This window comes from Streptomyces sp. NPDC058685 (genome assembly GCF_042714725.1).
In the GTDB taxonomy this organism is placed as follows: domain Bacteria; phylum Actinomycetota; class Actinomycetes; order Streptomycetales; family Streptomycetaceae; genus Streptomyces.
Window position 1 is genome coordinate 11137 of the sequence record NZ_JBHXSL010000014.1, and the last position, 26280, is coordinate 37416.

General features: G+C 70.8%; 27 protein-coding genes and 1 tRNA gene. 11 read left to right on the forward strand and 17 right to left on the reverse strand.

Going from position 1 to position 26280, the window contains the following annotated elements:
* Positions 1-142 precede the first annotated feature (142 nt).
* The 4 genes from mshC to ACFWU3_RS14645 form a co-directional block, all read right to left on the reverse strand.
* Positions 143-1372, reverse strand: coding sequence for a cysteine--1-D-myo-inosityl 2-amino-2-deoxy-alpha-D-glucopyranoside ligase (gene mshC / locus ACFWU3_RS14630; RefSeq protein WP_384436215.1), 1230 nt, complete (start codon positions 1370-1372; stop codon positions 143-145).
* A 120-nt stretch (positions 1373-1492) separates the two neighbouring features.
* Positions 1493-2311: an SCO1664 family protein gene (locus ACFWU3_RS14635; RefSeq protein WP_384436218.1), complete on the reverse strand. Its 819-nt coding sequence runs from the start codon at positions 2309-2311 to the stop codon at positions 1493-1495.
* Positions 2275-2865: a DUF3090 domain-containing protein gene (locus ACFWU3_RS14640; protein WP_384436221.1), complete on the reverse strand. Its 591-nt coding sequence runs from the start codon at positions 2863-2865 to the stop codon at positions 2275-2277. Before ACFWU3_RS14640 ends, ACFWU3_RS14635 begins: the two co-directional genes overlap by 37 nt.
* Before the next feature lie 96 nt (positions 2866-2961).
* Complete coding sequence (locus ACFWU3_RS14645; RefSeq protein WP_384436224.1) at positions 2962-3648, reverse strand: histidine phosphatase family protein; 687 nt, start codon at positions 3646-3648, stop codon at positions 2962-2964.
* 59 nt (positions 3649-3707) lie between these two features.
* On the opposite strand from ACFWU3_RS14645, the gene corA reads away from it, so the two are divergent.
* A complete protein-coding gene (corA, locus tag ACFWU3_RS14650; RefSeq protein WP_384436532.1) occupies positions 3708-4730 on the forward strand; it encodes a magnesium/cobalt transporter CorA in 1023 nt (340 codons plus the stop codon).
* Positions 4731-4809: 79 nt separating this feature from the next.
* On the opposite strand, the gene ACFWU3_RS14655 is transcribed toward corA, so the two are convergent.
* Positions 4810-5595 (reverse strand): ferritin-like domain-containing protein, encoded by a 786-nt coding sequence (locus ACFWU3_RS14655; RefSeq protein ID WP_384436227.1) that lies wholly within the window; start codon positions 5593-5595, stop codon positions 4810-4812.
* A gap of 253 nt (positions 5596-5848) precedes the next feature.
* A complete protein-coding gene (locus ACFWU3_RS14660) occupies positions 5849-6898 on the reverse strand; it encodes an LLM class F420-dependent oxidoreductase (protein ID WP_384436230.1) in 1050 nt (349 codons plus the stop codon).
* Positions 6899-7031: 133 nt separating this feature from the next.
* Here ACFWU3_RS14660 and ACFWU3_RS14665 point away from each other — a divergent pair, with 133 nt between their 5' ends.
* Together ACFWU3_RS14665 and ACFWU3_RS14670 are read left to right on the forward strand one after the other, a co-directional pair.
* Complete coding sequence (locus ACFWU3_RS14665) at positions 7032-8015, forward strand: aldo/keto reductase (RefSeq protein WP_384436233.1); 984 nt, start codon at positions 7032-7034, stop codon at positions 8013-8015.
* Complete coding sequence (locus tag ACFWU3_RS14670; protein ID WP_384436236.1) at positions 8012-10252, forward strand: helix-hairpin-helix domain-containing protein; 2241 nt, start codon at positions 8012-8014, stop codon at positions 10250-10252. Before ACFWU3_RS14665 ends, ACFWU3_RS14670 begins: the two co-directional genes overlap by 4 nt.
* Positions 10253-10329: 77 nt before the next feature.
* Here the strand turns inward: ACFWU3_RS14670 and ACFWU3_RS14675 are convergent, their stop codons facing one another.
* Positions 10330-10989 (reverse strand): hypothetical protein, encoded by a 660-nt coding sequence (locus ACFWU3_RS14675; RefSeq protein WP_340472238.1) that lies wholly within the window; start codon positions 10987-10989, stop codon positions 10330-10332.
* A 47-nt stretch (positions 10990-11036) separates the two neighbouring features.
* Here ACFWU3_RS14675 and ACFWU3_RS14680 point away from each other — a divergent pair, with 47 nt between their 5' ends.
* Positions 11037-11225: a DUF5703 family protein gene (locus ACFWU3_RS14680; RefSeq protein WP_005319466.1), complete on the forward strand. Its 189-nt coding sequence runs from the start codon at positions 11037-11039 to the stop codon at positions 11223-11225.
* Positions 11226-11312: 87 nt separating this feature from the next.
* On the opposite strand, the gene ACFWU3_RS14685 is transcribed toward ACFWU3_RS14680, so the two are convergent.
* The 3 genes from ACFWU3_RS14685 to ACFWU3_RS14695 form a co-directional block, all read right to left on the reverse strand.
* Complete coding sequence (locus ACFWU3_RS14685) at positions 11313-12029, reverse strand: chaplin (RefSeq protein WP_384436239.1); 717 nt, start codon at positions 12027-12029, stop codon at positions 11313-11315.
* A gap of 140 nt (positions 12030-12169) precedes the next feature.
* Positions 12170-12403: a chaplin ChpH gene (gene chpH / locus ACFWU3_RS14690; RefSeq protein ID WP_313947288.1), complete on the reverse strand. Its 234-nt coding sequence runs from the start codon at positions 12401-12403 to the stop codon at positions 12170-12172.
* Between the two features lie 166 nt (positions 12404-12569).
* The gene (locus ACFWU3_RS14695; RefSeq protein ID WP_313947287.1) at positions 12570-13895 is read right to left on the reverse strand and encodes a M20/M25/M40 family metallo-hydrolase; all 1326 of its coding nucleotides are present in this window, start codon (positions 13893-13895) and stop codon (positions 12570-12572) included.
* Positions 13896-14080: 185 nt separating this feature from the next.
* On the opposite strand from ACFWU3_RS14695, the gene ACFWU3_RS14700 reads away from it, so the two are divergent.
* Together ACFWU3_RS14700 and ACFWU3_RS14705 are read left to right on the forward strand one after the other, a co-directional pair.
* Positions 14081-14168: transfer RNA gene (locus ACFWU3_RS14700), tRNA-Leu, on the forward strand.
* Positions 14169-14250: 82 nt separating this feature from the next.
* Positions 14251-15180, forward strand: a complete 930-nt coding sequence (locus ACFWU3_RS14705) for a pseudouridine synthase (protein ID WP_384436244.1) — start codon at positions 14251-14253, stop codon at positions 15178-15180.
* Here ACFWU3_RS14705 and ACFWU3_RS14710 read toward each other — a convergent pair.
* The 4 genes from ACFWU3_RS14710 to ACFWU3_RS14725 form a co-directional block, all read right to left on the reverse strand.
* On the reverse strand, positions 15165-15803 hold the full coding sequence (locus tag ACFWU3_RS14710; protein ID WP_384436247.1) for an MBL fold metallo-hydrolase: 639 nt from the start codon (positions 15801-15803) through the stop codon (positions 15165-15167). The two genes, ACFWU3_RS14705 and ACFWU3_RS14710, sit on opposite strands and share 16 nt — an antisense overlap.
* Positions 15803-16888, reverse strand: coding sequence for an S-(hydroxymethyl)mycothiol dehydrogenase (locus tag ACFWU3_RS14715; RefSeq protein ID WP_384436249.1), 1086 nt, complete (start codon positions 16886-16888; stop codon positions 15803-15805). The genes ACFWU3_RS14710 and ACFWU3_RS14715 overlap by 1 nt, the downstream gene beginning before the upstream one ends.
* 124 nt (positions 16889-17012) lie before the next feature.
* Positions 17013-18473: an amino acid permease gene (locus ACFWU3_RS14720; protein ID WP_384436252.1), complete on the reverse strand. Its 1461-nt coding sequence runs from the start codon at positions 18471-18473 to the stop codon at positions 17013-17015.
* Positions 18474-18696: 223 nt separating this feature from the next.
* Positions 18697-19398, reverse strand: coding sequence for a FadR/GntR family transcriptional regulator (locus ACFWU3_RS14725; protein ID WP_384436255.1), 702 nt, complete (start codon positions 19396-19398; stop codon positions 18697-18699).
* Between the two features lie 131 nt (positions 19399-19529).
* Between ACFWU3_RS14725 and ACFWU3_RS14730 the strand changes: the two genes are divergently transcribed.
* Positions 19530-20039, forward strand: a complete 510-nt coding sequence (locus ACFWU3_RS14730) for a gluconokinase (protein ID WP_384436258.1) — start codon at positions 19530-19532, stop codon at positions 20037-20039.
* Positions 20040-20100: 61 nt separating this feature from the next.
* Entirely contained in the window at positions 20101-21498 is a 1398-nt protein-coding gene (locus ACFWU3_RS14735; RefSeq protein WP_384436261.1) for a gluconate:H+ symporter, read from the forward strand.
* A 37-nt stretch (positions 21499-21535) separates the two neighbouring features.
* Here ACFWU3_RS14735 and ACFWU3_RS14740 read toward each other — a convergent pair whose 3' ends face one another.
* The 3 genes from ACFWU3_RS14740 to ACFWU3_RS14750 form a co-directional block, all read right to left on the reverse strand.
* A complete protein-coding gene (locus ACFWU3_RS14740; protein WP_384436264.1) occupies positions 21536-22201 on the reverse strand; it encodes a cytochrome b/b6 domain-containing protein in 666 nt (221 codons plus the stop codon).
* Positions 22143-22808: a molybdopterin-dependent oxidoreductase gene (locus tag ACFWU3_RS14745; protein ID WP_313949075.1), complete on the reverse strand. Its 666-nt coding sequence runs from the start codon at positions 22806-22808 to the stop codon at positions 22143-22145. Before ACFWU3_RS14745 ends, ACFWU3_RS14740 begins: the two co-directional genes overlap by 59 nt.
* A 196-nt stretch (positions 22809-23004) precedes the next feature.
* Positions 23005-24663: an FAD-binding dehydrogenase gene (locus ACFWU3_RS14750; RefSeq protein ID WP_384436267.1), complete on the reverse strand. Its 1659-nt coding sequence runs from the start codon at positions 24661-24663 to the stop codon at positions 23005-23007.
* Positions 24664-24776: 113 nt separating this feature from the next.
* Here ACFWU3_RS14750 and ACFWU3_RS14755 point away from each other — a divergent pair, with 113 nt between their 5' ends.
* The 3 genes from ACFWU3_RS14755 (at position 24777) to ACFWU3_RS14765 (ending at position 26090) form a co-directional block, all read left to right on the forward strand.
* Positions 24777-25286 (forward strand): NUDIX hydrolase, encoded by a 510-nt coding sequence (locus ACFWU3_RS14755; RefSeq protein WP_384436270.1) that lies wholly within the window; start codon positions 24777-24779, stop codon positions 25284-25286.
* A gap of 91 nt (positions 25287-25377) precedes the next feature.
* Positions 25378-25776 carry a DUF202 domain-containing protein gene (locus tag ACFWU3_RS14760; RefSeq protein WP_313947276.1) on the forward strand — a complete coding sequence of 133 codons (399 nt, stop codon included), beginning with the start codon at positions 25378-25380 and terminating at the stop codon, positions 25774-25776.
* Positions 25773-26090 (forward strand): DUF202 domain-containing protein, encoded by a 318-nt coding sequence (locus ACFWU3_RS14765; protein WP_384436273.1) that lies wholly within the window; start codon positions 25773-25775, stop codon positions 26088-26090. Before ACFWU3_RS14760 ends, ACFWU3_RS14765 begins: the two co-directional genes overlap by 4 nt.
* The last annotated feature ends 190 nt before the right edge of the window (positions 26091-26280 follow it).

Sequence of the window (26280 nt, forward strand, 5' to 3'; positions counted from 1 at the left end):
ATTGGTCCTTAAAGCGCTCCCCACAACACCCCAGAGCCCCCCCCAGGCGACGGAGCGGGCCAACCATGCGTAGGGGCGTTTTCTGGTCGGGGACCTGACCGCGCCCGTGGGGCGGACGTGCCGGATGCGGCGGAACGCAGTACTACAGGGCCACGCCCAGCAGGGCGTCGACCGTGCGGGAGACGAGCCCGGGCGCGCCCTCGTCGGTACCGCCCTCGGAGCGCTGACGCTCGGCCCAGCGGTCGACGGCCCTCAGCGCGGTGGGTGCGTCCAGGTCGTCGGCGAGCGCCTCGCGGATCTCCTCGACGAGCGCGTCCGCGGACGGCCCGTCGGGCCGGGAGACGGCGGCACGCCAGCGGTCGAGCCGCTCCACGGCGTCGCGCAGGACCTGGTCGGTCCACTCCCAGTCGGCGCGGTAGTGGTGGGCGAGCAGGGCGAGGCGTATGGCGGCCGGGTCGACCCCGTCGCGGCGCAGCTTGGAGACGAAGACCAGGTTGCCCTTGGACTTCGACATCTTCTCGCCGTCGAGCGCCACCATGCCCGCGTGCACATAGGCCTGGGCGAAGGGGTGTTCGCCGGTGAGGGCCTGGGCGTGGGAGGCGCCCATCTCGTGGTGCGGGAAGGCGAGATCGGAACCGCCGCCCTGCACGTCGAAGCCCATGCCGAGGTGGTCCAGGGCGATCGCGACGCACTCGATGTGCCAGCCGGGCCGGCCACGGCCGAGGCTGCCGCCGTCCCAACTCGGCTCGCCCTCACGGGCGGCCATCCACAGCATCGGGTCGAGGGGGTTCTTCTTGCCCGGGCGGTCCGGGTCGCCGCCGCGCTCCGCGGAGAGCCGCCGCATGGCTTCGGCGTCGAGGTGCGACACCTCCCCGAAGTGCGGGTCGGCCTCGACCGAGAAGTAGGTGTCGCCCTCGAGCTCGTAGGCGGCGCCGGCGTCACGCAGACGCTCGACGAGCGGGACGATGCCCGGTATCGCCTCGACGGCTCCGACGTAGTGGCGCGGCGGAAGCATCCGCAGGGCGGTCATGTCCTCACGGAACAGGGCGGTCTCGCGCTCGGCGAGCTCGGTCCAGTCCTGCCCGTCGCGGACGGCGCGCTCCAGGAGAGGGTCGTCCACGTCGGTGACGTTCTGGACGTAGTGAACCTGCCGCTTGGTGTCGAGCCACACGCGCTGAACGAGGTCGAACGCGTTGTAGGTCGCCGCGTGCCCCATGTGGGTCGCGTCGTACGGCGTGATGCCGCAGACGTAGATACGGGCGACGGGACCGGGGGTGAGAGTCACCAAACCGCTGGTCGTGGAGTCGTGGATCCGGAGGTCGCGGCCCTTGCCGGGCAGGGCGGGGACCTCAGAAGCGGGCCAGGCATGCATGTCATGAGCCTAACCGGACGGGAGTTCCACATACGAACCGGATCACGCAGGTCGGCCGGTTCCGACGCCCTTCGCGCCCGGCGGGCGACGGCCCCGGACGGCCGGCAGCGGTGGACGGCCTCAGACCGGCGGCCACGGGATGGCGGGCCACTCCCCCGACGGCACCGGGTGTCTGCCCGACGCGATCAGAGCCGCCACCCTCGCCCGTACGGAATCGACCTCCGCCGCCGTGATCAGTTGCGCCAGCCGGGTGACCAGCGGCTCCCCGTCGGCCAGCGCGGGCACCAGGGCGGTGAGGGCCTCCAGGGCCTCGGGCGCCAGCGGCTCGCCCGCCCAACCCCACAGCAGGGTGCGCAGCTTGTCGTCCACGTTGAACGTGACGCCGTGGTCGATCGCGTACAGCACGCCGTCGGCCGTGGGCAGCAGATGTCCGCCCTTGCGGTCGCCATTGTTGATCACCGCGTCCAGCACGGCGAGGCGGCGCAGCCGCTCGTCGTCGGCGTGGACCAGCAGCGCGGTCCGCCCCTCGCCGACGTCGGCGAAGCCGACGGCCTTCCACCCCTCGCCCGGCTCCTCCTCCTCGACGAGCGCGAGCAGTGCGGCGGAGGGGTCCGCCTCGATCCAGAGCTGGACCATGCCCTGTCCGTACGGGCCGTCCCGCAGGACGGTGGGCGGTACGAGGTTCCATCCCAGCGCCTGGGAGATCTCGTAGGCGGCCACCTCGCGCTGCGCCAGCGTGCCGTCGGGGAAGTCCCACAGCGGCCGCTCGCCGGCGACCGGCTTGTAGACGCAGGACGCCGTATCGCCCTCGTAGGAGACGGAGCAGAACAGCACCGCGTTGGACGCCTCGCGGACCCGGCCGCGCACGGTCAGCTCACCCTTGGTGAGCAGGTCGAGTGCGGTCACGCTCCGCGGCGGTATCCGTTCTGGCGCGGACATACGTGTCCTTCCGGGTCGAGCGGCAGACTGCACAGCGGGCACGGCGGCCGGCCGGCGTTCACCACGTCCAGCGCGCGCTTGGCGAAGGCCCTGGCCTGCGCCCCGGTCAGCCGGACGCGCAGCATCGGCGGACCGTTCTCCTCGTCCTGGAGCAGCCGCTCCTCGGCCTCCGCGAGGTCCTCCTCGGAGTCCGCGTCCAGTTCGACCAGCGCCTGGGCCTCGACGATCATGCGCTGTTCCTCGCCGTCCCAGGCGAGCGCCATCGTGCCGACCCGGAACTCCTCCTCGACAGGGGCGTCCAGCGGCGCGGTGTCCGAGACGGCCGCGGGCGCCATGGCCGGCACCGGGGCATTGCCCCCGGTACGGCGTACGACCTCGTCGAGCAGCTCATCGATCCGTTCTGCGAGCGCGGCGACCTGGGTCTTCTCCAGGGCCACGCTCGTGGTGCGCCCTGCGGCCGAGGCCTGCAGGAAGAACGTACGGCGTCCAGGCAGCCCGACCGTACCGGCCACGAACCGGTCCGGCGGGTCGTAGAGGAACACCTGACGGGACACGTTCTGTCTCCCTCGAGATTTCGGGAACGATCGGGGTGGGCGGACGGTGCGCGGGCACACGGGTTTTCAGCCCGTCCACCCTACTGCTCCGGGCGATCACGCCGCGCCCGCGTCGCCTCCTACAACCGCGGTCCCGTCTCCGGCGTTCCCGCGCGGTGCCAGCGAGCCGAAATCACCTGTGTCACCGAGACGCAGAAGAAACGGCCTTGTACGGGTGTAACGGATCGCTGTCACGGAACACGGTTCCACATGGATCCGCTGGAAAAGATCGAGATGCATGCCGAGCGCGTCCGCGACCAGCGCCTTGATGATGTCTCCGTGAGAGCACATCACATAGGTGGCGTCCTCGCCGTGCGCCTCGGCGACACGCGCGTTCCAGTCGCGCACGGCGTCGACGGCCCGCGCCTGCATGGCCCGCATCGACTCACCGCCCGGAAACGCCGCCGCCGAGGGGTGCTGCTGCACGACCTCCATCAGCGGCTCGTCGGCGAGCTCCTTGAGTTTGCGGCCCGACCAGTCGCCGTAGTGGCACTCGCCGATCCGCTCGTCGGTCTGGAGCTCGAGACCGGGGCGTGCGTCCAGCAGCGGCCGGAGCGTCTGCTCACAGCGTTCCAGGGGGCTGCTGACGGCCGCGGCGAGCGGTACGTCGGCGATGCGGGCGGGCAGCGCGGCCGCCTGCGCGGAGCCGCGTTCGTCGAGATGCACGCCGGGGGTCCAGCCGGCGAGCACCCCAGCGGTGTTGGCGGTGGAGCGGCCGTGGCGTACGAGGATCAGCGTGACCATGAGCGCCAGCCTAGGCGGACTGCGGCCAGAGGGTGCGCCGGGGCGGCTCGCACGGAAGAATACGCGCCGTGATCGTGGACTGTGCCATCTACCGGGAAGGGCGCCGCACCGAGGGCCCCAAGGACTTCTCCGACGCACTGGACGAGGCACGGGCCATCGGGGACGCCTTTGTGTGGATCGGCGTGCACGAGCCCACGGAGGAGGAGTTCGACCTCGTCAGCAGCGAGTTCGGGCTGCATCCGCTGGCGGTGGAGGACGCGCTGAAGGCCCATCAGCGGCCCAAGCTCGAGGTGTACGACGACTCGCTCTTCATGGTCCTCAAGCCGGTGGTCTACGAGCCGGAGAGCGACTCCGTCGACACCAGCGAGCTCATGATCTTCATCGGCGACTCGTTCGTGGTGACGGTCCGGCACGGCGAGGGCGCCCCGCTGCACGACGTGCGGGAGCGGCTGGAGGCCGATCCCGACGTGCTGAAGCACGGCCCCACCGCGGTGCTGTACGCGATCAGCGACGCCGTGGTCGACCACTACATCGATGTGGCCGCCGAGCTCCAGGTCGACCTGGAGGAGATGGAGACCGAGGTCTTCGCGCCGACCGGCAAACCGTCCGGCAGGGACGCGGGGTCCTCGGCCGTCTCTCCCCCGACCGCGGCCCGGATCTACACCTTCAAGCGGCAGGTGCTGGAGTTCCGGCGGGCGGCCGCACCCCTGTCGGCCCCGATGACTCGTCTGGCGAGCGCGGGGGTGCCCTTCGTGGAGAAGCGCTCGCAGCCCTTCTTCCGGGACGTCAGCGACCATCTGACGCGCGCCAACGAGCAGGTGGAGGGGCTCGACCGGCTGCTGTCGGACGTCCTGGCGGCCCATCTCGCGCAGACGAGCGTGCGGCAGAACGACGACATGCGGAAGATCTCGGCCTGGGCGGCGATGGCGGCGGTGCCCACCATGGTCGCGGGCATCTACGGCATGAACTTCGAGCACATGCCGGAGCTGGGCTGGACCTGGGGCTATCCAGCCGTCATCGCCCTGATGGCGGGCGCGGTCGTCGGGCTGTTCCGGCTGTTCAAGCGCCGCGGCTGGCTGTAGCGGCGCTCGACAGACGGGGCGGGTGCCCCTGGGGCGTTCGCTCCCGGCGGACCGGATGCTCTCGGTGGGCCGGGTGCCGTCAGTAGGCCGGCGCGACGGTGGGCGGTCCGTCGAGAGCGCCCCGTCGCGTCGGCATCGACAGGCTGACCATCTTGTGCCAGCCGCCGAGCCGCTCGTAGGCGTACATGCCGTGGATGCCCGCGGCGAGGGAGGCGGACTTGGCCCGCGGCCAGTGCAGCAGCCGCCCCATGTGTCCCATGACGGCGAGGCTGACGTCGCGGTACACCGCGATCTCGGCGAGGGCGCTCTCGCGCAGGACGCCGTGGATGGTACGGCCGTGGCCCCCGGCGGCGAGGCGGAGCAGTTCCTCATGGCAGTACGACAGGTGGTTGTCCTCGTCGTCGCAGATCATCCGGATCGCCTTGCCGAGCTCCGGATGGTCCCCGAAGTACTTGACCAGCATGTCCATCTGATCGGCCGCGCGCTGCTCGGTGACCCTGCTGTGCGAGAGGTAGACGACGATGTCCTCCTCCGTGAGGGCCTCGTCGCGGCGCAGCTTCTCGTGGGTGAGACCGATGCCCCGCTGTTCGAGCAGCATCGTGTAGTCGGTCTCGGGCGGGACGGGGACGGCTTCGAGCCCGCGCTTCTTCAGCAGGGCCTGGAAGATCCTGCCGTGCTTGTCCTCGTCGGCGCCGTGCCGGGTGATCTTCGGCGCGAGGGTGCGCATGCTGTCGGGTACGAGGGCGGCGATACGGGCGTTCTCCCAGCCTCCCTGGGCCTCGCCGCTGGCGGCGATGGAGCAGAAGAGCTGGAAGGAGTCGTCGTTGTCGATGATTTCCTGGAACAGGCTCCGAGCCGAGAGCATCACTGCCACCTCCTGAAGGTGTCCGCAAAGAACGAGTCAAATGCGGTACGGGAGGCGAGGCAACAGCTGGGTCGCGCAACTGCGCCGAACGGTGGACACGAGGGCCCGCAAGAAGAGGGAGTAACCACTGCGGCCTGTTGGGCGTTGTGTGTACGACGGCCGTGGCGGGGAAGACCCCCGAGCCCCCACCACGGCCGCAGAACTTCTCTCCCGGGCCTCTCGGCCGGTCCCTGGGCCCGGTCCCGGAAAGCGACTACGCGAGGCCCGCGCGCTCCAGCGCCTCGGTGCCCGCCCGGAGCGCGGTGATCCGCTCGTCGAGCGTGAAGCCGGCCGGGGCAAGGGTCAGGGTGGTGACGCCGGCCTCGTTGTACGCCTGCATCCGTTCGGCGATCCGCTCCACCGACCCGAGCAGCGTGGTGGAGTCGATCAGCTGGTGCGGCACGGCGGCGGCCGCGCCCTGCTTGTCGCCGGACAGGTACTTGTCCTGGATCTCCGCGGCTTCCTTCTCGTAACCCATGCGCTGCGCCAGCTGGTTGTAGAAGTTCTGCTTGCGGCTGCCCATGCCGCCGACGTACAGCGCGGTGTAGGGACGGAACATGTCGGCGAGGCCGTTGATGTCGTCGCCGATCGCCAGCGGGAGGGTCGGGCAGACGTCGAAGCCCTCCATGGTCTTGCCGGCCTTCTCACGTCCCGCACGCAGATGGCGGATCGCCGTCTCCTCGAGGTGGTCCGCGGAGGGGAAGATCAGCAGCGCGCCGTCCGCGATCTCACCTGTCTGCTCCAGGTTCTTGGGACCGATCGCGGCGATGTAGAGCGGGATGTGCTCGCGCTTGGGGTGGACCGTGAGCTTGATCGGCTTGCCGGGTCCGTCGGGCAGCGGCAGGGTCCAGTGCTCGCCCTCGAAGGACAGACGCTCGCGGGACATGGCCCGGCGGACGATCTCGACGTACTCCCGGGTGCGGGCCAGCGGCTTGTCGAACTTCACGCCGTACCAGCCCTCGGAGACCTGGGGGCCGGAGACGCCGAGTCCGAGCCGGAAGCGGCCGTCGGAGAGGGAGTCGAGGGTGGCCGCGGTCATGGCCGTCATGGCGGGCTGGCGGGCCGGGATCTGCATGATCGCGGAGCCGACGTCGATGCGCTCGGTCTGGGCGGCGACCCAGGTGAGGACCGTGGGCGCGTCGGAGCCGTACGCCTCGGCGGCCCAGCAGACGTCGTAGCCGAGCCTGTCGGCCTCCTTGGCGACGGCGAGGTTGTCGCCGTCCATCCCCGCGCCCCAGTAGCCGAGGTTGATGCCGAGCCGCATAACCGCTCCCTCTCTTACTGATCAGTAACGTCCCTGTTCCGGGGGACTCTAGCGCGGGTCCCCGCGATCCGTCAGGGGGAGGTTGTCCACAGGCTCTCTCAGGGTGGGCCCATGGCCAGTAATCTCAGCGCCCATGGAACAGAGGCATCTCGGCCGGACCGGCCTGCGTGTGTCCCGGATAGGGCTGGGCACCCTCACCTGGGGCCGGGACACCGACGAGCACGACGCCGCCGACCAGTTGAAGGCGTTCTGGGAGGCGGGCGGGACGCTGGTCGACACCGCCGATGTGTACGGCGGCGGGGATGCCGAATACCTGCTGGGGCAGTTGGTCGAGCGGCTCGTGCCCCGGCGCGATCTCGTGATCGCGACGAAGGCGGGGAGCGTCCCCGACCCGGACCGCCGCTTCGACGGCTCGCGCGGACATCTGCTCGCCGCTCTGGACGACTCGCTCCAGCGGCTCGGCACGGACTATGTCGACCTGTGGCAGGTCCACGCCTTCGACTCCCGGACACCGCTCGAAGAGACGCTTCAGGCGCTGGACATCGCGGTGAGCAGCGGCCGGGCACGGTATGCGGGCGTGTCGAACTTCTGCGGCTGGCAGCTGGCGAAGGCGGCGACCTGGCAGTTGGCGGCCCCGGGCGTGCGGACCCGCCTGGCGAGCACGCAGATGGAGTACTCACTGCTGCAACGAGGAGTCGAGCGGGAGGTGCTTCCGGCGGCGCTCGACCTGGGTGTGGGGCTGCTGCCGTCGTCGCCGCTCGGCCGAGGGGTGCTGACCGGGAAGTACCGGCATGCGACCCCGGCGGACTCCCGTGGCGCGTCGGAGCAGTTGGCGCCGTTCGTCGAGCCGTATCTCGACGAGGCGGCCGACAGCATCGTGGACGCGGTCGTGACAGCGGCCGACGGTCTGGCGGTGACGGCGCTCCAGGTGGCGCTCGCGTGGGTGAGGGACCGGCCGGGAGTGGTCGCCCCGATCATCGGCGCGCGCAACGCGCAGCAGCTCACGGCCGCATTGTCAGTGGAGACGCTTACGCTTCCTGACGAGATCTGCCAGGCGCTCGACGATGTGTCGGCGCCCGTGCACCGCTATCCCGACCAGGACTGGAGCACGCTGTGACCGCGCCTTCCGAGGGGCCGCAGCCCCCCACAGCCGCTGAGGAGCAGGCCGGACCCCCGGCCGAGGACCGCGCCGCCGAGACAGCCGCGGACGGCACCGCCGCGGACGGCGCGACCGCGGACGGTGGGGTGGAGTCCGGGAGCACGCCGGCTGACGGCGACGCCGAGGCCGGGAGCACGTCCGCGGACGGGCAGCCCGCATCGGATTCCGCCGAGACCGGCACAGCGGACGCCGAGGAGGCCGCCAAGCTGTCCGAGGCCGAGGCCGAGCTCGCCGCGCAGCGGGAGTTGCGGGCCCGCATCGAGCAGCGGAAGGCCGAGAAGGAGGGGCCCATCAAGAGCGGCACCAAGCTGAGCGGTCAGACGGCCGATCTGCTGGCGGCGGTCCGTGCCGTGGAGAGCGGCGAGAAGCCGAGCGGCGCGTTCTTCGACTCCCCTGGGCCCAGCGAGAGGTCCGCGTCCGCCACGGCTCCGCGGCGTCCGGCCCCCGGTCCGACCGAGCCCGTCCGGCCGCGGATCCCGGGACCGCAGACCGGCCGCCGGGCCGCCGCACCCGAGACGGTGGAGGCGGTCAGGGCCGTGCTCGTCGAGGGCGGTGCGCCCGAGACCCTCACGGCTCAGGTCGCGGAGTCGCTCGGGGAGCAGGCCGCCGCGATGCTGCGGGAGAACCCCTGGCAGTTGCTGTCGGTGTCCGGCGTACGGCCCGAGCAGGCCGACGGGTTCGCGCGGGCGCTGCTCGGCGACGGGTGCGGCCCGGGCGACGAGCGGCGCACGGCCGCCCTCGTCACCTGGCAGCTGGAGCGTGCCGCACTGCTGGGGCACACCGCACTGGAGTCCTCGGCGGTGCGCGGCGCCCTGGCCGAGCGGTCCGTGCCCGACCCCGACGAGGCCCTCCAGCAGGTCATCGCCGAGGGCGCGGTCCTGGTGTTCCAGGACGGCGTGCCGCAGGAGAGCACGGACGGCGACGCGGAGACCGAGTCCACGCCGGGTGAGGAGTCCGCGGAGCAGGCCGTGCCGGTACTGCTGGGCCTCGACCGGTACGCACTGGCGGAGGAGAGCCTCGCGGACAGCCTGGCCCGGTTGGCCAAGACCGGCGCCGACGCCCGGTGGGAGGCCGCCGAGCCGACGGATCTGGTCCGGGCCGTGGCGGCGAGCGGTCTGGTGACCCACACCGGCGGTGAGGCGTCCCGGGCCGAGCCGGCCAGGCTCGCCGAGGCCGCGACGGCGCTCGGGCTGCGGGCCGTGGTCGCGGTGCACAGCGAGGACGGCAGCCGACGGCTCGGCGGAGCGGTCACCGTCTCGGGGCTGCTCGCGGGTACGGAGGGCCCTGGCCGCGACCAGGACGGCGCGTTCGCCCTGGATCTGCTGGTCGTGCTGGACGCTCCGCAGCTGGACGTCGAGACCGCGGCGATGCTGGTCGAGTCGATGCCGGACGGCGGGCGGCTGCTCCTCAGCGGAGACCCCGCACTGCTCGCCTCGGCGGGCGCCGGGCGGGTGTTCGGTGATCTTCTGGCCGCTCGCGTCTGCCCGCAGATCGCCTCGCGGACGCCTGACCCCGGCCCGATCGGCGAGCTGGTCTCGGGCATCGGGATCGGCGAGCTGAGCCAGGTGGAGGCGCCCGGCAAGGAGGTCGTCATCGTGCCGGTGCGCGACGCCGGCGAGGCGGTCCACCGCACCGTGCAGCTCGTCGCCGACTCCGTGCCGCGCGCCATCGGGGTGCCGCCCTCCGACACCCAGGTGATCACGGTGGGCCACGGCGGCTCGGCGGGCACCCGGGCGCTCAACGCGGCGCTGAAGCAGCGGCTGAACCCGGGCCCGGGCCGGTTCGGCGGCTTCGACCCCGGCGACCGCGTCGCGTACGTCCCCTCCCCCGGCCGTACCCGCCCGGGCACGGTGGTCTCGGCGGACACCGAGGGCCTCCACCTCGACTGTGCGGGCACGCCGGTGGTCGTTCCGAAGGAGCAGGTCGAGTCGGCGGTGCGCCACGGCTGGGCGCTGACCGCGCACCAGGCGACCGGGATGCGCTGGCCCGCGGCCGTCGTGGTGCTGCCCGGGGATGCCGCCCAGGGCCTGAGCAGGCCATGGGTCTACACCGCCTTCAGCCGCGGCGAGCGCCATCTGTCCGTGGTGCACGGCGTGGACCAGGCGCTGCCGCGTGCGGTGGCGGAGATCCCGACGCAGGAGCGGACGACACGGCTGCGGCCGCTGCTGGAAGGGCTGCTCGCCCCCACTCCCTGAGCGCACGTGCCGAGGCCCCCTGCCGAGGACCTGTTCGTCCGCGGCAGGGGGCCTCGTCCGCGCCCGGGCCCGTGGCCTCAGCGCTCCACCTCGTCGAGATCCTCCAGCTCTTCGCCCAGATCGTCCTCGTCGAAGACCGAGCTGACGTCGAACCGGCACACGATCCGCTCGGGAAGCGCCTGCTCGAAGGGGGCGGTGAGCCATTCGCCGGGTTCGGGGACCTCGTCGGAGGCGGACACCCACAGCGTGGAGTCGCCCTCCTCCAGGCCGAACTCCTTGTGCCGGGAGGCGATTTCGTCCGGCTCGTACTCACCGAAGAGCACTCCGAGTGCCGCGTGCACGCTGGTGCCGACGACCGGCACGTTCGCCGGGCGGTCCTCGTCGGTGTCGACGTCGGCGATGCGCTGTGCCTGGGAGAGCAGCCGCTGCGGCTCCACCACCGCGTAGTCGCGGCGGATGAGCACGCTGAGGGCGTTCGGCTCCTCGGGACCGGCGTACGGCGGCAGGGACTCGTCAGCCGCCGGGATCTCGAAGGGGGTGACCTCGTCGTAGCGGTCGTAGAGGCGCTCGTCGTACGCCTCCGCTGCGGCGGCCAGCTCGTTGAACGCGGTGTAGACGGCAGGATCGTCCTCGCCCGTGCGGTTCTCGACCGCCGCGAGGTGACGGTCCAGTGCGGCCTTGACCGCCTCGGCGGCGGCTCGTACCTCGTCAGCGGTGGGCTGCGCAGCATCAGACATAGTGCAGACGCTATCCGTACCGGGGCTCTGCCCGCACAATAGATGCGATGCCGGAATACGAATTTGTCGACGTGTACGTGCCGCGCGGGGTCTCCCGCAAGGAGGCGACCCGTCTGCTCACCGACCATGCCGAGTACGGACACTGGGAGTTGGACCGACTGAGTCTGCACCGGGACGGCAGTCGCAGAGTGCGGCTGCGCCGGCGCATCATCCGTCAGGTGCGCGCCACCTGGTGACAGCACGGAGCGGGTCTCGTCATGACGAGACCCGCTCCGTTCTGCCGTTCCTGCCGTTCCTGCCGTGCTGTGACCGCGTTGCTGCGCCTACGCGGCGGAGCGGGCGCGGCGGTAGAGCACCGCTCCCGCCAGCAGCATGCCCGCGCCCGCCGGGATGAGCAGGTCCATGGCGTCGGTGCCGGTCTGCGCGAGCTCTTCCGCACCTGCCGGGGTGAGGGTCTGCGCGTCGGGACCGTTCCGCACGGTGGGCGCCGGCGCGTCGGGCTCGACCGGCGGCAGGGTGCGGGGCTGACCGGGCGGGTCGACGGTGCCCGGCTTCTCGGGCTTGTCGGGCCCGGGCTTCCCCGGAGTGCTGACCTCGCTGTCATTGGCGCAGTCGTTGCCCAGTGCCGGGTTCAGAAGCCCGCCGATGGTGACGGTGTTCCCGCAGGCGTTCACGGGAATGTGGACCGGGGCGGAGATGTGGTTGCCGGAGGCGACACCGGGAGAGTTGTCGGCTCCGCCGGTGCTGTGGGCACCACCCTTTCCGTGCCCCGATCCCTTGCCGTGCTTGGCCGGCCCGGACTTGTTGGCGCATTCGTTGCCGAACACCGGGTTCAGCAGACCGACGGCATTGACGGAATTGCCGCAGGCGTTCACGGGAACGTCGACCGGTACCTGGACCGCGTTTCCGGACCCGACGCCCGGAGAATTCGACGCGCCTCCGTGGGCCCCTGCGTCCGCGTTCGCGTAACCGCCGCCGAGGGCGAGCACTCCGCCCGCCGCCGCCATGGTGATCAGGCCTTTGCGCGTGACCTGGCGCATAGGTTGAATCCTGCCTTCTTCAGGAATCCCCCGAGCCCTGTGCCCGGGGGCGGAAATACCCGGGCGGTCCCGGAGCGCATGGCGCGCACTCCGGGACCGCCCAGGTTCGAACCTCGACCCCGAGGGGGCGGGTCACAACATCAAGCGTTGACGCAGGTGTTGCCAAAGGCAGGGTTCAGGAGCCCGATCACGGAGACCGTGTTGCCGCACACGTTCACCGGCACGTGGACGGGCACCTGGATGACGTTGCCGGACAGCACGCCGGGAGAGTGCACAGCGGCACCCTGCGCGCCCGAGTCGGCCATGGCCATACCCGCACCAGCGAGCACCAGACCACCAGTGGCAGCCGCAGCAGCGACGACCTTCTTGATCATTATTCCTCCTTGTTGGCAATGCGATCCCAGCCGCGGACCGCACCACCTGTAACGAGGAGAAACCGGCGGGGCTACGAGCCGGATGTTCCTTTCACTCTTTCCAGTCTCGTGCGTACGCACTGACGATTATTGGAGTTTCGTTTCAGCGGACCTCACCCGATCCGGTTCAGCACCGGTCGATGAAACGGTCAAGCACACGCACACCGAACTGCAGACCGTCCACCGGGACGCGCTCGTCCACCCCGTGGAACATGCCCGCGAAGTCCAGCTCCGGCGGCAGCTTGAGCGGGGCGAAGCCGAAGCAGCGGATGCCGAGGTCGTCGAAGGACTTGGCGTCCGTGCCGCCGGAGAGCATGTACGGAACGGCCCGCGCGATCGGATCCTCCGCCTTCAGCGCGACCTGCATCGCGTCCACGAGGTCGCCGTCGAAGCTGGTCTCCAGCGCCTTGTCCCCGTGCACGTCCTCGCGGCGGACGCGGGGGCCGAGCAGCCGGTCGAGATCGGCCAGGAACTCGTCCTCGTATCCCGGCAGGAAGCGCCCGTCGACATGGGCGGTCGCCTGCCCGGGGATGACGTTCACCTTGTAGCCGGCGCCGAGCATGGTGGGGGCCGCGGAGTTGCGCAGGGTCGCGCCGATCATCTTGGCGATACCGCCGAGCTTGGCGAGCGTCGCGTCCATGTCCTCCGGGTCCAGCGGGGTGCCCAGCGCGTCGGAGAGCTCGTCGAGGAAGCCCCGGACCGTCTTGGTCATCCGCACCGGCCAGGTGTGGCGGCCGAGGCGGCCGACGGCCTCGCACAGCTCGGTGATGGCGTTGTCCTTGTTGGTCATCGAGCCGTGGCCGGCGGTGCCGTCCACGGTCAGGCGCATCCAGTGCATGCCCTTCTGGGCCGTCTCGACGAGGTAGAGCCGCAGGTTCTCGTTGACGGTGAAGGAGAAGCCGCCGACCTCACCGATGGCCTCGGTGACGCCCTCGAAGAGTCCGGGGTGCTTGTCGACGAGGTGCCGCGCGCCCCAGGTGCCGCCCGCCTCCTCGTCGGCGAGGAACGCCAGCACGATGTCACGCGGGGGCTTGCGGCCGCTGCGCATCCGGTCCCGGATGACGGCGAGCGTCATCGCGTCCATGTCCTTCATGTCGACCGCGCCGCGGCCCCAGACGCAGCCGTCCGCGATCTCGCCCGAGAACGGATGGTGGGTCCAGTCGTCGGCGTTCGCCGGTACGACGTCGAGATGGCCGTGGATGAGCAGCGCGGGCCTCGACGGGTCCTCCCCCTCGATCCGGGCCACCGTGGAGGCGCGTCCTTGGTGGGACTCGAAGATCTGCGGTTCGACACCGACCTCGGCCAGCTTCTCCGCGACGTACTCCGCCGCGGCCCGCTCCCCCGGACCCGAGTGGTCCCCGTAGTTGCTGGTGTCGATCCGGATCAGCTCACGGCAGAGGTCGACGACCTCGTCCTCGCCCGAGACGGTACGGGCCGCATTCGACTCGCTCACGCTGATTCCTCCCACTGTCGCTGCTGGTGGTTCCCCCTCATCCTCCCGCGCGCGGCCCCGGACCCCAAGGGCGGCTGTCCGCCGTCACGCGGCTTTCGCACGGCCGGGCGGGTGATCGGGCACAGCTGAATGTTTGCTATGGTTTTCCACGTCGGAACGGCCCAGCGCCGGACGGCAGACACCTTGTCCGGGTGGCGGAATGGCAGACGCGCTAGCTTGAGGTGCTAGTGCCCTTTATCGGGCGTGGGGGTTCAAGTCCCCCCTCGGACACCAGCAAGGATCCCCGCGGTTCTCCGCGGGGATCTTTTCTTTGCCCCCCGGTCGCGGGACGCGGCGCCGCGCTTACAGTCACCGGGTGAGACGCAGACACAAGGCCCCGCCGTCGCCGCTGCCCCAGCGGAACGGGATCGACCCGGTGCGCCTGCGGCTGCCCGCCGACCCGGACGGCGTCTGGAAGACGGTCCGCGATCATGTCGTGGCGCGGTACGCGGGCGCCGTCGGGACCGGGAGGATCGACGCGCTGTTCCGGGAGGGCCGCATCGTCGGCACGGACGGGCCGGTCGCCGCCGACGAGCCGTACGCCCCGGGGCGGTATCTCTGGTTCCACCGGGACTTCGCGCCCGAGGAGCGCGTTCCGTTCGAGGTCGGGATCGTGCACCGCGACGAGCGTCTGGTCGTCGCCGACAAGCCGCACTTCCTCGCCACCACACCGCGCGGCCGGCACATCACCGAGACCGCTCTCGCCCGGCTGCGGAGTGATCTCGGGCTGCCGCAGCTCCAGCCCGCCCATCGGCTCGACCGGCTGACCGCGGGCCTCGCGCTGTTCGTCGTGCGGCCCGGGGACCGCGGGGCGTACCAGACGATGTTCCGCGACCGGCGGGTCCGTAAGGAGTACGAGGGCGTGGCGGCCCACGATCCGGCCGTCACGCTGCCGGTCACCGTGCGCAGCCGGATCGTGAAGGAGCACGGGGTGATGGCCGCCCGCGAGGTGGCGGGCGAGCCGAACAGCGAGAGCCGGATCGAGCTGCTGGAGCACCGCGAGGGGCTCGGCCGGTACCGGCTGCTGCCGGCCACCGGCCGCACCCATCAGCTACGGGTCCATATGAACCGGCTCGGGCTTCCGCTGCTGAACGATCCGCTCTTCCCGGTGGTCCGGGAGCCGGGGCCGGACGACTGGGACCGGCCCCTCCAGCTCCTCGCCCGGGTGCTGGAGTTCACCGACCCCGTCACCGGGGAGCCGCTCCGCTTCGAGAGCGGGCTGCGGCTGACTCAGTGGCCCCGCTGAATCCACTCCTCCAGATGCGGCGACTCCTCGCCGACGGTCGTCGGGTCGCCGTGGCCGGTGCGGACCACGGTGTCCGGCGGCAGGGTCAGCAGCCGCTGCCTGATCGACTCGATGATCGTCGGGAAGTGCGAGAAGGACCGGCCGGTGGCGCCGGGGCCGCCCTGGAAGAGGGTGTCCCCGGTGAAGACCGTGGACAGCTCGGGGGCGTGGAGACAGACCGCGCCGGGGGCGTGGCCCGGGGTGTGCAGCACGGTCAGTTCGACTCCCGCGACGGTGAGCGTCTGGCCGTCGGACAGTTCGCCGTCGGGGGCGCGGTCGGGATGCGTCTGCTTCCACAGCGGGAGGTCGTCGGGGTGCAGCAGGATCGGCGCGCCCGTGGCCGCGGCGAGTGCGGGCGCGGCGTCGATGTGGTCGTTGTGGGCGTGCGTGCAGACGACGGCGACGAGCGTGCGTCCGCCGAGGGCCGCCTCGATCGCCGCGGCGTCGTGCGCGGCGTCGATGACGACGGCCTCGGAGTCGTCGCCCACGATCCACACGTTGTTGTCGACGTCCCAGGTGCCGCCGTCGAGGGAGAAGGTGCCGGAGGTGACGAGGTGGTCGATCCTCACGTTCGAAGAGGTCATCAGAGCCGCACCACCGAACGCAGCACGTCGCCCTCGTGCATCCGGGCGAAGGCCTTCTCGATGTCACCGAGCCCAATGGTCTCGGTGACGAACGCCCCGAGGTCGATGCGGCCCTGCTGGTGCAGATCGATCAGCATCGGGAAGTCCCGGGACGGCAGACAGTCGCCGTACCAGGAGGACTTGAGGGCGCCGCCGCGGCCGAAGACGTCGAGGAGCGGCAGTTCCAGCTTCATGTCCGGGGTGGGGACGCCGACGAGGACGACCGTGCCCGCCAGATCGCGGGCGTAGAACGCCTGCTGGTAGGTCTCCGGACGGCCGACCGCCTCGATGACGACATCGGCGCCGAAGCCGCCGGTGAGTTCGCGGATCGCCTCGACGGCGTCGGCGGAGCCGGAGTTGACCGTGTGCGTGGCGCCCATCCTCTTCGCCGTCTCGAGCTTGCGGTCGTCGATGTCGACGGCGATGATCCTCGCCGCGCCCGCGAGCCGTGCACCGACGATCGCCGCGTCACCCACACCGCCGCAGCCGATGACGGCGACGGTGTCACCGCGGCCCACGTTGCCGGTGTTGACGGCCGCGCCGATACCGGCCATCACGCCGCAGCCGAGGAGACCCGCGACGGACGCGGAGACCGCCGGGTCGACCTTGGTGCACTGCCCGGCGGCGACGAGGGTCTTCTCGGCGAACGCGCCGATGCCCAGGGCCGGGGAGAGTTCCGTGCCGTCCGTCAGGGTCATCTTCTGGCGGGCGTTGTGGGTGTCGAAGCAGTACCAGGGGCGGCCACGCCGACAGGCACGACAGCGGCCGCACACGGCACGCCAGTTGAGGATGACGAAGTCACCGGGCGACACCTCGGTGACGTCCGGGCCGACGGCCTCCACGACACCCGCGGCCTCGTGGCCGAGGAGGAAGGGGAAGTCGTCGTTGATCCCTCCCTGCTTGTAGTGCAGATCGGTGTGGCAGACCCCGCACGCCTGCACCTGCACCACGGCCTCGCCCGGACCGGGGTCCGGGACGACGATCGTCTCCACCCGCACCGGTTCGTTCTTTCCGGGTGCGATCACACCTTGCACCTGCTGCGACATCGAGAACCTGCCCTTCTTCGCACGTCGGTCGACCCCCACTATGGACCGTCACGGCGGCGCTCGGCGACGAGCAGGAGGGGCCCCGCGAAAATCTTCCGCGGGGCCCCTCGTGTGCGTGTTCGGCTCAGGCGTCCTGGCGCTCGGCCGCGAGGTCCCTGACCCGGCCGCGTACGACGTACCAGCCGCCGACCAGTGCCGCGGCGATCAGCGGCAGGAACATCACGGTCGTCCGGCCGACGCCGCCGCCCCACCACATCAGGACGGCCACACCGGCGAGGAAGAGCAGGGTGACGATCTGGGTGTAGGGGGCCCAGGGCAGCCGGTACGACGGCCGGGTCACCCGTCCGTCCTGCGAGCGGTGCCAGAACAGCAGCGAGCACAGCATGATCATGCCCCAGGTGCCCAGGATGCCGATCGAGGCGAAGTTCAGGACGATCTCGAAGGCCTGCCCGGGCATGAGGTAGTTGAGGCCGACGCCGAGCACGCCGAAGCCGGCGGTCAGCAGGATGCCGCCGTAGGGGACCTGGCCCTTGTTCATCCGGCCGGTGAAGCGGGGCGCGGAGCCCGAGAGCGCCATGGAGCGCAGGATGCGGCCGGTGGAGTACAGGCCGGAGTTGAGGCTGGAGAGGGCGGCGGTGAGGACGACGAGGTTCATCACACCGGCCGCGCCCGGGACGCCGAGCTTGTCCATGACGGTGACGAAGGGGCTCTCGTCGCCGGAGTACGCGGTGTACGGCAGGAGCAGCGCGAGGAGCACGACGGAGCCGACGTAGAACAGGCCCACGCGCCACATGATCGAGTTGATCGCCTTGGGCATGATCTTCTCGGGGTTCTCGGTCTCGCCGGCGGCGACGCCGCAGAGCTCGACGGAGGCGTAGGCGAAGACCACGCCCTGGATGACCAGCAGCATCGGCAGCATGCCCACGGGGAAGACGCCGCCGCCGTCGGAGATGGTGGAGAAGCCGGGGGTGTGGCCGTCGACCGGGTGCTGGGTGACCACGAGGTAGATGCCCACCAGCATGAAGGCGACGAGCGCGGCGACCTTGATGATCGCGAACCAGAACTCCATCTCGCCGAAGTACTTCACCGAGATGAGGTTCGCGGTGAGGACGACGGCGAGGGCTATCAGCGCGAGCACCCACTGCGGGACGTCGCTGAACATGGCCCAGAAGTGGGCGTAGGTCGCGGCCGCGGTGATGTCGGCGATGGCGGTGGTGGACCAGTTGAGGAAGTACAGCCAGCCGGCCGCGAAGGCGCCCTTCTCGCCCATGAACTCACGGGCGTAGGAGACGAAGGCGCCGGACGAGGGGCGGTAGAGCACGAGTTCGCCGAGTGCGCGGACGACGAAGAAGGCGAAGACGCCGCAGACCGCGTAGGCGATGGCCAGGGAGGGGCCCGCTCCGGCCATTCTGCCGCCCGCTCCGAGGAACAGACCGGTGCCTATCGCTCCGCCGATGGCGATCATGTTGATGTGGCGGGACTTCAGGTCCTTGCTGTAGCCGGCGTCGCCGGCGTCCACGTGGGGGGTGCTCGTCGCCGGTACCCCGGCGGCGGGCTTTTCGGCCGCGGTGATGCGGTCACTCATGGAGGGGATTCGCCTTCGTGAGGGGGAAGGTGTGCGGTCCCGGCCGGAGCCGGTGGGGGGTCGTCACCTGGGCGTGGGCCCGACGGCACATCATCAGGGCAACCCTGGGATTTTGGCAGTGGCCTATCTCACGAAGCGATATATCTGAGGTGTTTCTGAGGTTGCAGCACGGTAAACCAAGGTCATCGTCACCCGATGTATGACCTGGGATCACAGAGGGGCCTCAGGGCGCGAGCACGTCCAGCTCGGCCAGGGCGCCCACGGCGATCTCCCGGGTGATCTCCTCGGCGCGCGCCGCGTCGCCTTCGCGAACGGCCTCGGCGACCTGTACATGCAGGGTCACGGCCGCCGGATCCGGGTCGTCGAACATGACGTGGTGATGCGTGCGCCCCGCGAGCACCTCGGCGACGACGTCACCGAGGCGCGCGAACATCTCGTTGCCGGACGCCTCGAGGACGATCCGGTGGAAGGCGATGTCGTGCCGCAGATAGCCCTCGAGCTGATGACCCCGGGAGGTGGCGACCATGCCGAGCGCGCATTCGGTGAGCGCGGCGCACTGCGCGGGCGTGGCATGGCGGGCGGCAAGACCCGCGGCGACCGGCTCGACGGCGGAGCGGAGCACGGTCAGTGAGCGGAGTTGGCGCGGCCGGTCGGCGCCGGCCAGCCGCCAGCGGATGACCTGCGGGTCGTAGACGTTCCACTCCTCGGTGGGGCGGACGGTCACACCGACCCGGCGCCGGGACTCCACCAGGTGCATGGATTCGAGGACGCGGACCACCTCGCGGACCACCGTGCGGGAGACGTCGAAGCGCTGAGCGACCTCGTCGGTGCGCAAAACGCCGCCCTGCGGGTACTCCCCTGCTGTGATCGCGAGGCCGAGGGTGTCCAGAACATGTGTGTGGAGGCCCCGGCCCGCTGTGGTCATGGGTTCAGCCTACGGGGCAGGGATCGGGAAGAAAAAGTATGACGTTTATGTCTCACACCCTTGAATACGTCATACCTAATGGGTTTCAGTAGCGCGACGGACCGATGTCGACGAAGACAGCGAGGCAGGCAATGAGCACCCCCCACGTCGTGGTGATCATGGGAGTGACCGGGACCGGCAAGACCACCATCGGTCCGCTGGTCGCCGAGGCGCTGGGCGTTCCGTACGCCGAGGGCGACGACTTCCATCCCCCGGCCAACATCGCCAAGATGTCGGCCGCTACACCGCTGGACGACGACGACCGGTGGCCCTGGCTCGATGCCATCGGGCAGTGGGCGCTCGGCCGAGCGGGCAAGGGCGGAGTGGTGTCCAGCTCCGCGCTCAAGCGCGCCTATCGCGACCGTCTGCGCGCGGTCGCGCCGGACGTCGTCTTCCTGCATCTCACCGGCGACCGCGAGCTGATCGAACGGCGGATGACCGAGCGCAAGGGGCACTTCATGCCCACGAAGCTGCTCGATTCGCAGTTCGCCACGCTCCAGCCGCTGGAGGACGACGAGGCGGGCGTCGCCGTCGATGTGTCCGGCAGCCCCGGGGAGATCACCGCACGGGCGGTCGCCGCGCTGCACCGGCTCGACGTGTGAGCGCCTCCCCTCCTGTCTCCTCGACCCCGTCCCCCGACGTTCACTTCAGTAAGGACCCACCGTGACCAGTCTCAGTGTCGAGACGCTGGCAGCGGACGCCGTCGAACCGATCACCTCGGCAGGCAATGCCCAGCTCGGGATAGCCGTACTCGCGGGCATCGCCGTCATCGTCCTGCTCATCACCAAGTACAAACTGCACGCTTTCCTGGCCCTGACCATCGGATCGCTGGCGCTCGGATCGTTCGCCGGAGCACCGCTGGAAAAGACGATCCTGTCGTTCACCGCGGGCCTCGGCACCACGGTCGCCGGGGTCGGCGTGCTCATCGCGCTCGGCGCGATCCTCGGCAAGCTGCTCGCCGACTCGGGCGGTGCGGACCAGATCGTCGACACGATCCTCGCCAAGGCCAAGGGACGCGCGATGCCCTGGGCCATGGTGCTGATCGCCTCGGTGATCGGACTGCCGCTGTTCTTCGAGGTCGGCATCGTGCTGCTGATCCCGGTCGTTCTGCTCGTCGCCAAGCGCGGCAACTACTCCCTGATGCGGATCGGCATTCCCGCGCTCGCCGGTCTGTCGGTGATGCACGGACTGATTCCGCCGCACCCCGGCCCCCTGGTGGCCATCGACGCGATCGGCGCCAATCTGGGCGTCACCCTCGCGCTCGGCGTGCTCGTCGCCATCCCGACGGTGATCATCGCGGGTCCGGTCTTCTCGCGGTACGCGGCCCGTTGGGTCGACATCCCCGCGCCCGAGAAGATGATCCCGACCCGTCCCTCCGAGGACCTGGAGCGGCGTCCCGGCTTCACCGCGACGGTGGCGACCATGCTGCTACCCGTGGTCCTGATGCTCGTCAAGGCGCTGGTGGAGATCGTCGTCGACGATCCCGACAACGCTGTCCAGCGGGTCACCGACGTCATCGGCTCGCCGCTGATCGCCCTGCTCGCCGCGGTGATCGTCGGCATCTTCACGCTGGGCCGCGCGGCCGGCTTCACCAAGGAGCGGATCTCGACGACGGTCGAGAAGTCGCTCGCCCCCATCGCGGGCATCCTGCTGATCGTCGGCGCCGGTGGCGGTTTCAAGCAGACGCTGATCGACGTCGGAGTGGGCCAGATGATCCTGGACTACTCCAAGGACTGGGCGATCCCGACCCTGCTGCTCGCCTGGCTGATCGCGGTGGCGATCCGGCTGGCGACCGGCTCGGCCACGGTCGCGACGATCTCCGCCGCCGGACTGGTGGCACCGCTCGCCGCCGACATGTCGACGACCGAGTCGGCCCTGCTGGTCCTGGCGATCGGCGCCGGCTCGCTCTTCTTCAGCCATGTCAACGATGCCGGATTCTGGCTGGTGAAGGAGTACTTCGGGATGACCGTGGGACAGACCATCAAGACCTGGTCGGTGATGGAGACCATCATCTCGGTGGTCGGCATCGGCTTCGTCCTGCTGCTGTCACTGATTCTCTAGCGGGGATTCGGCAGCGAGGCGCCCGAGGAACCGGCGGTCAGTCGTCGTCCGGATCCCACAGCGGGTGTTCCCGGCGGGCCCACGGGCGTTCGACCGACCCGGTGCGCATGCCACGGCGTGCCTCCGGGTCGGCGAACGCCATCCCGATGTGCCCGATCAGCACGAACCCGATGGCGAGCGCCAGCCAGTCGTGCACAAAGGTGGCGCTCGTACGCCACACAAGCGGGGTGAGATGCGTGAACCACATCATCAGGCCGGTCCCGGCCATGATCAGCACCGCGCCCGCGATCCAGGCGGCGTAGATCTTCTGCCCGGCGTTGAACTTGGCCGCCGGCCGCGACTCGGGACGCGCGTCGCGGCGGCGCACCGCCCGCAGCCACGTGCGGTCGTGCGGCCCGAAGCGGTTGAGCCGGCCGAGGTCCTTGCGGAGCGCCTTCGAGGCGAGGCCCAGCAGGAGCGGCACCGGGATGAGGATGCCCGACCACTCGTGGACCGTCACCACCAAATGGCGGCGGCCGACGAGTTCGGCCAGCTGCGGTACGTAGAGACACGCCGCCGTCGCCACACACAGCAGCATCAGTGCGGCGGTGGTGCGGTGCACCCAGCGCTCGGCGCGGCTGAACCGCCGTACGACCACGGGCCGTTCAGACGGTGGGTGTGTCGGTGCGGCCGTTGGACCGGCCGACCCAGGCGTCGACGTCATAGCCCCGCTCCTCCCAGTAGCCGGGCCGGACGTCGGAGGTGACCGAGATCCCGGAAAGCCATTTCGCCGACTTGTAGAAGTACATCGGCGCCACATAGAGCCGGACCGGGCCGCCATGGGAGTGGCTGACCGGCTTGTCCTGCATCCGCAGAGCGACGAGGACATCGTCCCGGCGGGCCTGCGGAAGCGTGAGGCTCTCGCTGTACGTGCCGTCGAAGCAGGTGAAGCGGATCGCCTTGCCCTCCGGCCGTACGCCCGCCGCGTCCAGCAGCAGGGAGAGCTTGACACCGGAGAAGGCGGTGTCGGGCACCCGCCACCCGGTGACGCACTGGACGTCACGCACCACACGGGTCTGCGGCAGACCGCGCAGTGCGTCGAGGGTGTACGTCGCCGGACGGTCGACCAGCCCGTCGACCGTCAGCCGGTAGTTCCGCTCGTCCTTGTGCGGTACGGAGGAGGCGACCGAGTAGTAGCGGAAGCCCCCGCCGTTGGGGAGCAGGCCCGTGAGCCCGGTGGGGTCGTTGTCGGAGGCCGCGCCCAGGAAGGATTCGAGCCCGCGCTGGAGATACGGCGCGGTGGCGACCCCGACGGCACCGAGCCCGAGCATGCCGAGCACCAGACGGCGCCCGACGGGGCTGCCCTCGGTGTCGGAGTGGTTTTCGGTCACCCTTCGATTCGAGCACTTGGGGAGCGCGGAAGCCAGGGAAACCGAGATCCGTCAGGGTTTCGTCATACGCGGGTGACCGGCGGAGGGCACAGGCCCGCCCTCGACGAGGAAGCCGTGTTCGGTCGTACGCGGCGGTTCAGCCGACCGCCTTCGCCGCCGCGCGCCCGGCCGCACGGCCCGAGAAGATGCAGCCGCCGAGGAAGGTGCCCTCCAGGGAGCGGTAGCCGTGCACACCGCCGCCGCCGAAGCCTGCCGCCTCGCCCGCCGCGTACAGCCCGGCCAGCGGTTCGCCGCCGGGGGCCAGGACCCGCGAGGACAGATCCGTCTCCAGGCCGCCGAGCGACTTGCGGGTGAGGATGTTCAGCCGGACGGCGATCAACGGGCCGGCCTTCGGGTCGAGGATGCGGTGCGGGGTCGCGGTACGGATGAGCTTGTCTCCGAGGTACTTGCGGGCGCCGCGGATCGCCGTGACCTGGAGGTCCTTGGTGAAGGGGTTCCTGATCTCGCGGTCTCTCGCGGTGATCTCGCGGCGCAGCTCGGCCTCGTCGATCAGCGGCTCCTTGGTGAGGGCGTTCATGCCGCGGACGAGGGAGGCGAGGTCGTTCTCGACGACGAAGTCGACGCCGTTGTCCATGAACGCCTTCACCGGGCCCGGGACGTCGGCGCGGGCACGGCCGATCACGTCACGGACCGACTTCCCGGTCAGATCGGGGTTCTGCTCGGACCCCGAGAGCGCGAACTCCTTGCCGATGATCTTCTGGTCGAGCACGAACCAGGTGTAGTCGTACCCCGAGTGCATGATGTGTTCGAGCGTGCCGAGGGTGTCGAAGCCGGGGAAGAGCGGGACGGGCAGCCGCTTGCCTCGCGCGTCGAGCCAGAGGGACGAGGGACCCGGCAGGATGCGGATGCCGTGCCTGGCCCAGATGGGGTTCCAGTTCTCGATGCCTTCGGTGTAGTGCCACATGCGGTCGCGGTTGATGTGGCTCGCGCCCGCGCGCTCCGCGATGCCGAGCATCAGCCCGTCGACGTGCGCGGGCACACCGGAGAGCATCTTCTCGGGCGGGGTGCCGAGACGGTCCGGCCACTGGGCGCGCACGAGGTCGTGGTTGCCGCCGATGCCGCCCGAGGTGACGATCACCGCCTGCGCGCGGAACTCGAAGGCGCCGGCGACCTCGCGGCTGCTCGCGGTGCCGCGTTCGGCACCGGACGGCTCCAGCACCTCGCCGCTCACCGTGTCGAGGGTGCCGTCACTGCCGGTCAGGCCGGTGACACGGTGGCGGAACCGCAGCTGCACGAGGCCGCGCGCGACGCCTTCCCTGACCCGCCGTTCGAAGGGGGCGACGACGCCCGGGCCGGTCCCCCAGGTGATGTGGAAACGGGGCACCGAGTTGCCGTGCCCGGTGGCGTCGTAGCCGCCGCGTTCCGCCCAGCCGACCACCGGGAAGAAGCGCATGCCCTGCGCGTGCAGCCAGGACCGCTTCTCGCCGGCCGCGAAGTCGACGTACGCCTCGGCCCACCGGCGCGGCCACCGGTCGTCGTCGTCGCGGTCGAAGCCGGCGGTGCCCAGCCAGTCCTGGAGGGCCAGTTCCCGGCTGTCCCTGATCCGCATCCGGCGCTGCTCGGGCGAGTCGACGAAGAACAGTCCGCCGAAGGACCAGTGCGCCTGACCGCCGATGGACTGCTCCGGCTCCTGGTCGAGAAGGATCACCTTGCGTCCGGCGTCGACGAGTTCGGCGGTGGCCACCAGACCGGCGAGCCCCGCCCCGATCACGATCACATCAGCGTCGTACGCCATGGGTTCCATCCTTGTCCGGCCGGGTCGGGGCGAGTTCGGTGGTCCGATCTTCGGTACGGGTCAGTAACTAGTCAACAGCTGGGGCGTTCCGGCCTCGGTGGTTGGATGGCCGGATGAGTTCCGCGGACGAAATCCTGGACATCGTCGACGCCTCGGACCGGGTGGTCGGGCAGGCCCGGCGGGGCGACGTCTATGCGCGAGGCCTGCGCCACCGCTGTGTGTTCATCCAGGCGAGAGACGCACAGGGCCGGGTCTTCGTGCACCGAAGGACGCCGACGAAGCTGGTCTTCCCCTCGATGTACGACATGTTCGTGGGCGGTGTGGTCGGCGCCGGCGAGGAGTACGACGACGCTGCGCTGCGGGAGGCGGAGGAGGAACTGGGCGTCTCCGGCCTCCCCCGCCCGACACCGCTGTTCCGCTTCCTGTACGAGGACGGGCCCCGTACCTGGTGGTCGGCGGTGTACGAGGTGCGCTGCGAACTGCCGGTGGATCCCCAGCAGGAGGAGGTCGCGTGGCACGCCTTCCTGCCGGAGGCGGAGCTGGAGCGGCGGCTGGACGAGTGGCCGTGGGTGCCGGACGGTCTGGCGGCGTACGAGCGACTGCGGGCGCACCGCGGGGCGTGACGGCGCCGGTCGCGGTGACCACGCCCGACGCGGCCCGGCCGCGGGCAGCCGGGACCGCGGGCTGCGCGAACCCGTGGGTAAGGTGCCGGGCGTGGACGATTTCGTGCGGAGTGTGCGGCTGTGGTTTGCGCCTCAGCGGGCGCGTGAGGAGGGCGAGACCCCGGACTACCGGTTCTCGCTCGCCAATGAGCGGACCTTCCTCGCCTGGCTGCGTACGGCTCTCGCGCTCATCGGCGGCGGATTCGCGGTCGATCAGTTCCTGCCCGATCTGCGGTGGGGCGTACGGGCGGGCATGGCGATCGGGCTGCTGGTCGCCGGGGTGCTGTGCGCGCTGCGCGCCGTCAACCACTGGGTCCGCTGCGAACGCGCCATGCGGCGGGGTGAGGACCTGCCCGTGTCCCGCTTCCCGGCTCTGCTGAGTCTGGTGATCGCGGTCGTCGCCGTTGCCATGATCGTCGTGGTGCTTCTCGGCTGGGAGGGCGGCAGTTGACCGCCGTGCCCGAGCGCGATCCGGGGTTGCAGCCCGAGCGGACGCGGCTGGCGTGGCGCCGGACCACGCTGTCGTTCACCGTGGCGGCGGTCCTCGCGGCACGGCAGGCGGCCGGTGGCGATCCGGGCCCGGCAGGTCTGATCGCGGTGGCGCTCAGTGTGCTGGTGTGGCTGGTGTTTCTGCGGCTGGCCCATGTACGGCTGCGCGTACTGGGGGCCGCGCACCGGCCGGCGGTGCTGTCGCCGCGCGGGGCGCTGGGCGCCGTGGCGTGCACGGTCGCCCTGGCCGCGTTCGCTGTCGCCGTCGTGATCTGAGCGGGGTCTCGCGTCGAGTCCGGCCGGTGGCGTGCGCGGGCCGCGGGCCGCCGGCGCGCGATGCTCCCAGCCGGGCCGCGCGTGGTCCGGCCGTGGTGTGCGCCGGCCGCCACGCAATGAGTAGCCGCCTGTCAGCGCGCGGTGCTCCGAACCGGGCCGCGCGTCGAGTCCTGCCCCGCCTCCGCGACCG